This window comes from Bacillus songklensis (assembly GCF_042649685.1).
Classification (GTDB): Bacteria; Bacillota; Bacilli; order Bacillales; family Bacillaceae_H; genus Bacillus_BA; species Bacillus_BA songklensis.
Window position 1 is genome coordinate 96,471 of sequence record NZ_JBHRZT010000044.1, and the last position, 10,748, is coordinate 107,218.

11 protein-coding genes are annotated in these 10,748 nt (G+C 40.4%); 6 read left to right on the forward strand and 5 right to left on the reverse strand.

Going from position 1 to position 10,748, the window contains the following annotated elements:
- The first annotated feature begins 37 nt into the window (after positions 1 to 37).
- From ACFOU2_RS11140 to ACFOU2_RS11150, 3 genes are all read left to right on the forward strand, one after another.
- Positions 38 to 298, forward strand: coding sequence for a DUF5132 domain-containing protein (locus ACFOU2_RS11140; protein ID WP_377915076.1), 261 nt, complete (start codon positions 38 to 40; stop codon positions 296 to 298).
- Between the two features lie 182 nt (positions 299 to 480).
- Positions 481 to 786, forward strand: coding sequence for a manganese efflux pump (locus ACFOU2_RS11145; RefSeq protein ID WP_377915078.1), 306 nt, complete (start codon positions 481 to 483; stop codon positions 784 to 786).
- A 312-nt stretch (positions 787 to 1,098) separates the two neighbouring features.
- Complete coding sequence (locus ACFOU2_RS11150) at positions 1,099 to 1,407, forward strand: hypothetical protein (protein WP_377915080.1); 309 nt, start codon at positions 1,099 to 1,101, stop codon at positions 1,405 to 1,407.
- 80 nt (positions 1,408 to 1,487) lie between these two features.
- Here ACFOU2_RS11150 and ACFOU2_RS11155 read toward each other — a convergent pair whose 3' ends face one another.
- The 3 genes from ACFOU2_RS11155 to ACFOU2_RS11165 form a co-directional block, all read right to left on the reverse strand.
- Entirely contained in the window at positions 1,488 to 1,727 is a 240-nt protein-coding gene (locus tag ACFOU2_RS11155) for a hypothetical protein (protein WP_377915082.1), read from the reverse strand.
- Between the two features lie 34 nt (positions 1,728 to 1,761).
- Complete coding sequence (locus ACFOU2_RS11160) at positions 1,762 to 2,031, reverse strand: DUF5132 domain-containing protein (RefSeq protein WP_377915084.1); 270 nt, start codon at positions 2,029 to 2,031, stop codon at positions 1,762 to 1,764.
- A 150-nt stretch (positions 2,032 to 2,181) separates the two neighbouring features.
- On the reverse strand, positions 2,182 to 6,426 hold the full coding sequence (locus tag ACFOU2_RS11165) for a cation-translocating P-type ATPase (RefSeq protein ID WP_377915086.1): 4,245 nt from the start codon (positions 6,424 to 6,426) through the stop codon (positions 2,182 to 2,184).
- Between the two features lie 164 nt (positions 6,427 to 6,590).
- On the opposite strand from ACFOU2_RS11165, the gene ACFOU2_RS11170 reads away from it, so the two are divergent.
- Positions 6,591 to 7,031, forward strand: a complete 441-nt coding sequence (locus ACFOU2_RS11170) for a hypothetical protein (protein WP_377915088.1) — start codon at positions 6,591 to 6,593, stop codon at positions 7,029 to 7,031.
- A gap of 25 nt (positions 7,032 to 7,056) precedes the next feature.
- Here the strand turns inward: ACFOU2_RS11170 and ACFOU2_RS11175 are convergent, their stop codons facing one another.
- On the reverse strand, positions 7,057 to 7,410 hold the full coding sequence (locus tag ACFOU2_RS11175) for a hypothetical protein (RefSeq protein ID WP_377915090.1): 354 nt from the start codon (positions 7,408 to 7,410) through the stop codon (positions 7,057 to 7,059).
- A 339-nt stretch (positions 7,411 to 7,749) separates the two neighbouring features.
- Between ACFOU2_RS11175 and ACFOU2_RS11180 the strand changes: the two genes are divergently transcribed.
- Together ACFOU2_RS11180 and ACFOU2_RS11185 are read left to right on the forward strand one after the other, a co-directional pair.
- Positions 7,750 to 8,421 (forward strand): hypothetical protein, encoded by a 672-nt coding sequence (locus ACFOU2_RS11180; protein ID WP_377915092.1) that lies wholly within the window; start codon positions 7,750 to 7,752, stop codon positions 8,419 to 8,421.
- 97 nt (positions 8,422 to 8,518) lie between these two features.
- On the forward strand, positions 8,519 to 10,045 hold the full coding sequence (locus ACFOU2_RS11185) for a glycine betaine uptake BCCT transporter (protein ID WP_377915094.1): 1,527 nt from the start codon (positions 8,519 to 8,521) through the stop codon (positions 10,043 to 10,045).
- 386 nt (positions 10,046 to 10,431) lie between these two features.
- Here the strand turns inward: ACFOU2_RS11185 and ACFOU2_RS11190 are convergent.
- On the reverse strand, positions 10,432 to 10,748 hold a 317-nt coding region (locus ACFOU2_RS11190), incomplete at its 5' end, for a malate:quinone oxidoreductase (RefSeq protein ID WP_377914919.1).

Consider the following 10,748-nt stretch of genomic DNA (forward strand, 5'->3'; position numbering starts at 1 on the left):
GTTAATGCGGGATAAAAAAGAATATAGGAGGAACATGATGGTACAACGAATCATTGTCGGATCTGCTCTTGTCATTGCGACATCTGCATTAGTGCCGATTGCAAAGCAAACATTGAAACCGATTGTTGGAAACTTATCCAAACAAATGAAATACTTTCTTGCCTCCACAAAAGAAGGCATTGAAGATATGGTCGCTGAAGTAAAATTCGAGCGAATGAAAAAACAATTAGATAAAGGCACGTTCATTGATTGTGATGTTGAAATTGAAGAACGAACAGCTGCTTCTATTCTAATCTAAGTGGCATGGAAGCGATGAATATTGTCAAAAAAGGGCAGGTTCACCAATAAGAGATAGAACCTGCCCGAAATCAAAAAATAACCATCCATAAACTGTTCGAATTAGCTTTTTAACCTCCGCTTTCTCAGATAGATAAAAAGAAACCTACCCAAAAAATCATTACATTCAAAAACCTAAGAGTTGTGATTGAAATCTTGGAAAAACCAACGAAAGCGGATATTGACCAATCAGGATGGATTTCTATGAAAGAAGCGGCTGTTTTAGGCATAGCACTCTCACTAGATGCTTTTGGTGCAGGGATCGGAGCTGCGTTTTTGGGTTATCCTCTTTTATTAACACCAATCATGATTGCCATAATGAGTGGAATTTTTCTTTATTTAGGAATATTAGCAGGAGCGAAATTTGCGAACTTAAAATGGGTAAGTCAACTTCGTTTTCTTCCGAGTTGCTTATTAATCATAATGGGTCTATATAAATTTTGGAGGTAGTATAGTTTTATGGCCACATTTGTAAACGCCCATCTTAGAAGAAAATGTCATCATTAAATTTTTCAATATGTTCTATTTAAAACATGTCCCAACATATCTTGTGATTGTTAGATTATTGTAAAATTTCCATAAAAAAATTATGAAGTAGAAGTATGTAAAAAATCCTCTTTGGTTCTCATGCGAAAAATCAAAAGCCTTGTGCGTATAGACCTGCTCTTTTGCTTGTTTTTTGACATCGATAAGCCTTTCCTCTTTTTGGTGATACCCTGTTTTTAAGTATGATTTTAAAAGTTAAAAAAGGGGAGTTCCATTTTGATTCGAATGTTACGCCATGAAAAAGAGAAGAAATTTTGCTTCTTCGGTTTATACTCACTTGTAATTGGAACTATTCAGTGGTTAGTTTTTATGAGTAATTTCGTGCGCTACACTCCGATTCAAAATCAAGATGTTCAAGAAGCGTATATTTTATTGCCGATCTTTCTTGCTCCTTTTGGGATGCTGTTTGCGTATGCCAATTATCGAAGCGATGAGATGAGCAAGTCGGGCATGATTATTAATGTGGTAATGTTTTTGTTGCCGTTCCTTTATATCATGCTTGGAAAATTCATTGCCTTTTTATAATGAGACAGGATAAAAACTATCATTTACTCAAAAAAGTAAGCAAGGTGTTCGTTCTGTTCGAACACCTTGTTTTGGGCTGTTTAGAATTTTCGTAATTTCGGAAAGGAAATCAAGCTAAGAAGATTAACGTTGTTTTCTTTTCCTTTTGACCGAACCCTGCTAAAGAAGGTGCCGAGAAACTCTTCCCAAATGGTCCCGACCAATTTCTTGGAACCAGGGTTATTCCTTAGAGACTGGACTGTTACATTTAATGCTGTATCCAAATGTGACAGTGCTTGTTTCAGGTGATGGATCACTTCATTTTGTTGTTGCTCACTCACAAATTTCCCCTCCTAACAAACATTTGTTTCATCATTAATGAAAAATCGGTTCTTTTACTTCTTCTACCTCTCCGTCATATTCAATCAACATGTCTTTGTCTAATTGTTTTTTCATTCTTTCGAATTTTACTTCCGCTACCATGTCCTCAATACCTTCTTTTGTTGATACGAGCAGATATCTCATGTTTCTTGATAAGTCGCGTACGATAGGGCGAAGAGTTTGTTTGGCGATCGGCAATAACGCAGTCGACGCAATAATAAGCGCCGAGCCAACGATGACTCTTTGTAATCCTCTTTGAATCATGATTGTCCTCCTATATTCACTTTTAAGTTAATAAGAAAATATAATCGAATCCTTTCTTAACCGCATAAGAAAAGCTGGGGCATTTGCCTAAAAGACTTGGCGAACGCCAAGTCTTTTTTAATAGTATAGCCAATAACAAATTTTCCAATACTAGGCAGCGGCCAAGTTCATTTGTACGGCCTGGCGTCTGCCCGCCCGGTTTTCAAATGATGTAACGACCATTTTTACCACAACGGCAGAGCTTGCCGCTACCGTCATAATTGGTATCCAGCTATGGAGCGGCAGGGCGGTTGTTTTAAAGATACCGGTTAAAGGCGGGATATAAATGGTACTTAACAGCGCTAACCATGATGCTCCTAAAGCCCCGATCAGGAAGCGGTCTTTTGTCCAATCACGGATCGTTTCTTCTGACTCTGCTTGTCTCCATGAAAACGTTTGGATCAACTGACCGGCCACTAATGATGCAAATACAGTTGTTTGAGCTGCAACTAAAGAAGCACCTGAAGCTAAAGCTCCGGCAAACAGTCCAAGCGAACCGAGGCCTAGAATGACTCCGCGTGATACGACTTGTGTATACAATGCTTTGTCCGCGATTTCTTGCCGTTTAGTCACTTTTGTCTTATTGCCCGGATTCATAGCCAGTACCATGGATGGAAGGGCATCCGTTAGTAAATTCATAACTAAAATCTGAATTGGAATAATAGGCAGCGGTAACCCGGCAATGACTGCTGTGCTTGTTACGATGATTTCAGCCAGGTTTCCGCTCAGCAAGCAGCCTAAGGCCTTCCGTATATTACTGATGATGGTTCGGCCTTCTTTAACGCCTTCTACAATCGAGCCGAAATGGTCTTCTTTTAACACGATATCAGCTGTTTCTTTTGTTACTTGCGTTCCTGTTTGTCCCATCGCGATTCCGACGTCCGCCTTCTTAATCGCAGGGGAGTCGTTTACACCGTCGCCGGTCATGGCGACAATGTGGCCTTGCTTTTGCAAAATCGAAACAATACGAAGTTTATGCTCAGGAGTTACGCGCGCAAAGATGCTCACATTCTTGATTTCCTGTTCCAATTCTTCATCACTTAGTGTGTCCAATTGTATTCCTGTCATAACACGGCTGTTATCATCGCTTAATCCAATGCTTTGGGCAATGGCCGACGCAGTAACAGGGTGGTCACCCGTAATCATGATCGGTTTAATCCCTAACCGTTTTGCTTCCTCGATACTTTTGGCCATCTCTTCTTTTGGCGGATCCATCATACCCGCCATGCCGACATAGATAAGATTGGAATCATGCTGGTCCGAACAATTTTGAGGATCGTCGATTGGACGATACGCAAATCCTAACACTCGTAATGATTGCTCGGCATAATTCTCATTTTGTTCTATGATTTTTTCACGAATAGCTTTTGTGAGTGTATATACTTTTCCGTTCTTTTGATAATGAGTACAGTTGTTCAGGATTTTTTCAACGGATCCTTTGGAAAGTATATAGCAGTTTTGCTTTTCATGATCTTCTTTGCAAACGACCGTCATCATTCCTATGCTCGAATCAAATGGAATCTCATGCATTCTTGTCCAATGCTGATGATTATCAAGTGTCATATTCCGTTTTGCTGCGGCGGCCAAGAGGGCCCCTTCGGTCGGATCGCCTTTGATTGTCCAGTGGCCGTCCTGATGCTCTAACGTTGTATTGCTGCATAATAACGCAATTCTTAAAAGATGTTCCAAATCTTTTGAGTTTTTCTCCTGGCCTTCTTCATCGGTAATTTTTCCTTCAGGAGCATATCCGTCTCCTGTTACATGAAATTCTTTGCTGATTGTGGCGATTTTTTTAATCGCCATTTCATTTTTGGTCAGTGTACCTGTTTTATCCGTACAAATGACCGTGACTCTGCCCAATGTTTCCAGAGAAGATATTTTTCTGACCAACGCTTTTTGTTTGGCCATTCTAAAAATACCTGCCGTTAAAGCAACGGTAATCGTAACAGGCAATCCTTCTGGAATAGCGGAAGCGGTTAAGGCGAGAGAGGACGTGATCATTTGCGAAATCGGGATGCCGCGAAGCAATCCAGCAGCAAATACGGCTGCTCCTGCTGCCAAGGCACCCATCATAAATTTCCTGCTGATGGAAGCCACTTGTTTTTGCAGCGGAGTTTGATGATCCGTTTCTTCCGACAGCAAACTCAGCAAATGCCCCATTTCGGTTTCGTTTCCTGTTTGCACGACAACAGCCAGCACCTTGCCGCGGGTGACGTGAGTGCCCATATACAGCATATTGATTCGGTCGGATAACGCTTCGTTTTCTTTGAGCAATCTTTCGGTTTTCATGACAGGAAACGACTCTCCCGTAAGAGCGGATTCGTTGACTTCTAAATTCCACGCTTGAATAATTCGCAAATCTGCTGGAACGCGGTCTCCCGCTTCCAATTCAATGACATCGCCCGGCAGCAATTGTTCTGCTGATATTTCAACCTTTTCCTGATCTCGAATGACATAGCAATTCGGCGGAATGAATTGTGTCATCGTTTCAACGGCCCGTTCGGCCTTTCTTTCTTGCAGGGTACTAATGCCTGCATTTATAAGAAGAATGGATGTCATAACCAATCCGTCAAATAAGTGGCCGGTGGCAAGACTTAAGATAGCCGTTGTTCCCAAAATCATCGTCGGAAATTCTTTAAATTGACCGAGATAACTTTTCCACCAATGCGGCTTTTCTTTTTGTTGCAAAGCATTTTTTCCATATACTTCGTATAATGAATGAGTTTGATGATGGCTTAAACCGGTTTGCGCATTCGTTTGAAGTTTATTGATTACTTCGTTTACATCTAAAGCGTGCCATGGAATGTCATTGGTTTTTTTCGATTCTCTTGTCACGCTTGCCGGCTTGATTCTCCGTTCTGTCCATGTTTTTGACTTAGACAAGAACTTTAAGGTTAAGGCATCCGACACTAAGTTCACAAGGGGAGCACTAATTAAGAAAGGGATAGAAATAAGGGATCCAGCAACATTCCAAAATGAAGTTAATCTTACATTTTGTCGGATCATTTGTTCTAATTCTTTCGCAATCAAGTAACTCTTAGTTAATTCAGGCAACTGAGAAATGGAGACGGCAGGGTAGTACGACACAATTTTCCTTACTTCCGATTTCTGATAGTCATCTGTTACAAACAACACTTCTTCTCGTGATTTTGGAAAATCGTCATTTAATTCCGCTACTTGCAGATCAAATGTTTTCTGTAAACGACTGGTCAATGGACGAAATGAAGATTCGCCGTGGCCTTGCAGAAACGCGATTTTTGTTCCCGCTCGTACATGTTGGAAAAACGACAGACATTCCTCTTTTATCTCTCCATTTTCCATCAATAACGAAGCATCAGAGAAGACGATGCCTTTTAATCGGGATAATTGATACATAGAGCCGTTATCAGGCAGGCATTGATGATTCTCCTTGGCTACATGGTTCGCTTGCTTCCACGTATATTCCGTCGAAGTCAAAATTGGCCTTGGGTTTGCTGCCAACAGTACTGCCAACGGAGAAAGAAGGTTTCTCGTCAGGAAAAAGCTTGCTCCTGCAGCTGCCAGCCCAAATGCAGTCGTCCTTTGACAATATTTTTCGATTTCGGGTGAAACATAGTCTTCATCAAGCAGCGAATCGTCAACACTTTGTCTTCTCTTCCAATTCAAATATTGCAATATGCTGATTCCGCCTAAGACGATTAAATTTTCCCGTATTAAAGCGAGAGCCAAAGACCCGGCACCAAACAACAGGTCAATGTTCAGCTTCCTCTCACGCCCCAGCCTTTTCAGTCCTCTTTTCAACATGGGGTATCCTGTCCCTATTGCAATAAAGCTGCTGATATAAAAGGGGAGAGGATGATGAGCCAAGGCCGATCTTCCACGAAAAAGCTGCTTGATTCCCAGTACTCCCAGGCCGCCAATGGATAGAGTTAACCCAAGAGGTACGCGTTCTTTTTGTTTGACGGCATAAGGCATAGAACGGAAATAAGAATGATCTGAGGGAGCGGAAGAAGTATCCGGCGCGGCCGTGACAGCTGCTTGGGCATACGCTTCCTCGACGATTGCATGCTGATCACTGATTTCATGTTCATCTATCGTTTCTTCATTTTTAGTTCCAATCATTTTTTTGAAAAGGACTTCTTCGAATTTTTGTATATATAAACACAACACATCAACATGTATTTTTTCTGTATCATATACCAAAAGAATTTTTCCGGTATGATTGTTGGCCGATACCATTGAGACGCCGTCGATCGTTGAGAAAATGTTTTCAAATTTTTCGGCAATGTCCCGACTGCCTTTTAATCCGAACAGTTCAAGTCTTATTCTTCCCGGAATGCTGTGGGAGAATCGCTCTTTTAACGCGACATCCTCCATTTTTCTCCTCCTTTCAGTGCGGTTTTAGGTGTGAGTTTTATTTAAGGTATAGGAAGTATTTTGAACGGAAAGGGAAAATTCTATGCAGCGGAAAAATTTTTTTGAAGGATAAAAAAAGCATGAATAGGCAAAAATGAAGATATGTTTAAGGAGGTTTTGAATACATGTTGAAGAAATTATTTTCATTCAGTAATCCAGTGGGGCTGGTGATTACATCTGCTACCTTAATTCTTGCCCTTTCTCCGGAAGCAAGGCGCGGTACGAAAAAGTTATTGGTGAAGGGAGCAGGTGCCGCACTGGCACTTGGTGATCAAATGAAAGGTTTGACATCCGGTATGCGCATGCAGTTAGGTTCATTCATGGAAGATGCGAAAGCGGAAAAAGAGCAAATGCTGCTTTCTGATGGTGCCCAATCAATAAGAGCGGGATTTGAAGAAGGAATGGAAAAGGTAAAGGAAGCCGGCAGAAAAGCAGAAGATACGTTTAAAAATATATTCGACGATGCCAATCCTGGGGAGGAGCCACAAATCGTCACACATTATAATGTGTTAAACGACCAAACGGTCAGAAATAAACTAAACGAAATCGAAAGTCAGCTGCACTAAAAAACGAGTCTCATTAAGAGGCTCGTTAATTTTTTTGCTCGATTTTTAATTGTGTACCCGCATTACCTGTAAGCAATAACGGGGCTTGTTTAAACACCATATTTCCAACTTGATAGCCCGCGTAGCTTCCTACACGGTTGCCAATCATAAAGCCAAGGATTGAGCCGATAATCGTGCCGACTCCGGGCAGCACAGCACTGCCTAATACAGCCCCGTATTCCATACCTGCCATGATTCCGACGGCCCCGGTCACATTTCTCGTCGTGTGTACACTAAAGTCCTGGGTCGTCAAATCTCCTTTCATATATGAACGCATATCTTCAATTTGTGAAATCCCACCCGATAAAACTCCAGACCAAAATGATGCACCTTTATACATATACAAGCCTCCTTTATTTTTTTTAGAATACCCTAAAAAAAGAATTTCTATAACTAAACATTTGATTAGTGACTCTGCTTTCTCAATTTTTGATAGATTTCTTGCACCAGAACCCTTTATCCTCTCTAATATACTCCCACTCCCTGAAATTTACGCCCTTTGCATTTAGCTTTAAATGCTGTGAAGACCTTTCTACTTCTAACATCATATTTTTCCTAAAAATAAGACATCCTAAAAATAAGACAAAGAAAAATGGGTCATGTATAAAACATGTTACAATAATTCTGTTAGTTATTACATCATAACTTAAGATATATATGCTTGAAGGGAGATCTATTCGTGAAACTGTTTCAAGTAAGAAAAGGGCAATTTGTATATTATAACAATGAGTTACATAGGGTATATGGGGTAAAACCGATGTATAAACAATCCGTTCATCTTATAAGACTGAGGGATTTAACACAGGTTTTAACGAATGCAGCGAGCGTGGAAAGATACAAACCAAAGGAACTTGACAGCTTTATATTTAATCATAATGCCTATACCCTCAGTAAGGATCGAAAAGCTGAAGAAGGAGATTATATTTTAATTCACAATCCAATGCCTGATTCCCTGGATACTTATTCGTTAAATGAAATTGAAGTGGTTGAAACAGTTGATAAACAAGGGGTCATCACAAGTAATTCTCACGGAATCAAGCATAATGAATATTTATTAATGGTACCCGGCCGTGCTAATGACAGCCACCCTATTGATTATCAAAATATTGAAGGGGTTGAAGCAGAAAACTTAGATGACATTGGGCCGCACCATTTAAATAATCCAAACAGTGAACTGTTGCCAACGTTAGGGGACATATATGCAAAGAAAGACAGCAATGAATTATTTGAAGCGATGGTAATCGCAATAAAGGGCCAAACGGTTTATCTTGGAGGCGGTTTAGAGGTTTCGCAGGAAGAATTGATGAACACCGACAAGTGGGAGTTTCTTTACAATCTCCTTGATAAGTGATTTTACCTTCGGATGCTGAAAAACTTTCACTTTGTGACTAAATGAAAACCTATTTTAACTACACTAAACTATTCTTCCACTTTACTAGGAGGTTTCTATGGATAGCAAAAATCAAACTGGAAACAGTGTTTTTATAATCTCATTGTTACTTACCCTTATTTTTATTATTTGGGGCGTCTTTTTTACAGATAATCTCGCCAAAGTCACCAATACCATCTATAATGGTTCAATTGATTACCTTGGGTGGGTCTATCTTGGTGCGACCCTATTCTTTGTGGTCTTCTCCATTTATTTACTATTTTCAAAATACGGTGATATTCGGCTGGGTAAAAAAACAGACCGGCCTGATTTCAACACCGCATCTTGGCTCGCCATGTTGTTCGGAGCTGGAATGGGAATCGGGATTGTCTACTGGAGTGTTGCCGAACCAGTCACCCATTACACAACGCCTCCCTATGGGGAAGGTTATACTGTTGGAGCAGCCAATACTGCAATGAAATATACCTTTTTTCATTGGGGTCTGGACCCATGGGCCATCTACACGGTAATCGGTTTAGCCCTTGCCTTTTTTCAATACAACAAAAGGCTTCCGGCAGCGATTAGTTCGGCGTTCCATCCGATCCTGGGCGATCGAATCTACGGACCAATCGGAAAAACGATTGATGTCCTGTCAGTTTTTGCAACCGTCTTCGGTATTGCAACATCTTTAGGACTTGGTGCCATGCAGGTAACGGCGGGAATGCATGACATATTTGGGATTCCCAATGTGTTATTCGTCCAGCTAATCGTCATTGCCGTCGCAACAGTCCTTTTTATCATCTCAATCAATTCGGGCTTAGAGAAAGGAATCCAATATTTATCTAATGCGGCGATGATTTTATCTTTTGCGATCATGCTGCTGATTTTGATTGTCGGTCCAACCATGACTATTATTAAAGTCCTCTTTAATACGACGGGTCTCTATATTAGCGACTTTATACATATGAGTTTAAGGTTAAGGCCCTTTGGTGAAGGGGAATGGATTGCCTCATGGACCTTATTTTATTGGGCATGGTGGATTGCCTGGGCACCATTCGTCGGTATGTTTATTGCTCGAGTTTCGAAAGGAAGAACAGTGAGGGAGTTTATTATTGGCGTGTTGATTGTTCCTACCCTCGGAACATGTCTTTGGATGTCCATATTTGGCGGATCAGCGCTAGAAATAGTTCAAAACACTGGAAATCGTGATCTGGCAACATTTATCACCGAAAATGTGTCATTGTCTATCTTTACATTCTTTGATTATCTACCATTAAGTTCTCTGTTAAGTATCTTGGGGTTTGCCGTCGTAGCCATTTATTATATAACAGTTGCCGATACTGCGACCTTTGTATTGGGAATGCTAAGTGAAGGCGGAACATTAAACCCTTCCAATAAAATTAAAATGACATGGGGCATCATTCAATCTGCTGTAGCGGCTGTATTGCTTTTAGCTGGCGGTTTGAACGTATTGCAAACAGCCTCCATCGCAGCCGCTCTCCCCTTTGCCATTATCATGATCGTCATGTGCTTCTCTTTACTGAAAGGTTTAAAAAGTGAAGTCGAAGTACAGAGAGGCTATAAGAGAAGCGTTCAACATTCTTAAAAGGCAAATTAAACATAAAAAATCTTCCTGATTGTTGGTTTCATTGCTCAGGAAGATTTTTTTAAAATACATACCTAGTAACTGTAACTTTACAGCCGAGTCTGTTTTATTAAAAACCTCATTTACTTATGGTACGGTTCACCGTAGCCTCTCTAACTGCGAATTTTGAAAAAAGAACCTTCAATCCAAAGATAAATCAAAGGATCTATGTTTTATTTTCAATGATATTCTATTATTTACTCAATTCTTTATGTGATTTTTTATTTTATCTCTGTTTTTTTCAATCATTGCCTTTTCAATCTCTTCATGATAGAAACAATTGTCCATTGATGAAAAATATTGCTTAAACTTTTTCATTAAATACCTTTGTTTCTACATCCAAAGAATTAGCTATAGACCGGTTCTTTTTCACATAGACCAAGCGTCTGTGCTGTTGAAGTATGAATTTCTTGGAAAAGCTCTGGGTTTTCCGCTAGTGACACGCCATAAGAAGGAATCATTTCTTTTAGTTTCGGTTCCCACCCTTTCATATGTTGCGGGAAGCATTTTTCTAATACCTCAAGCATGACGTGAACGGCAGTAGAAGCACCCGGAGAAGCGCCCAGCAATGCAGCTATCGAGCCATCAGCAGCACTAACAACTTCCGTACCAAATTGAAGTGTTCCTTTACCGCCGGCCTCAGTATCTTTGATAACCTGCACAC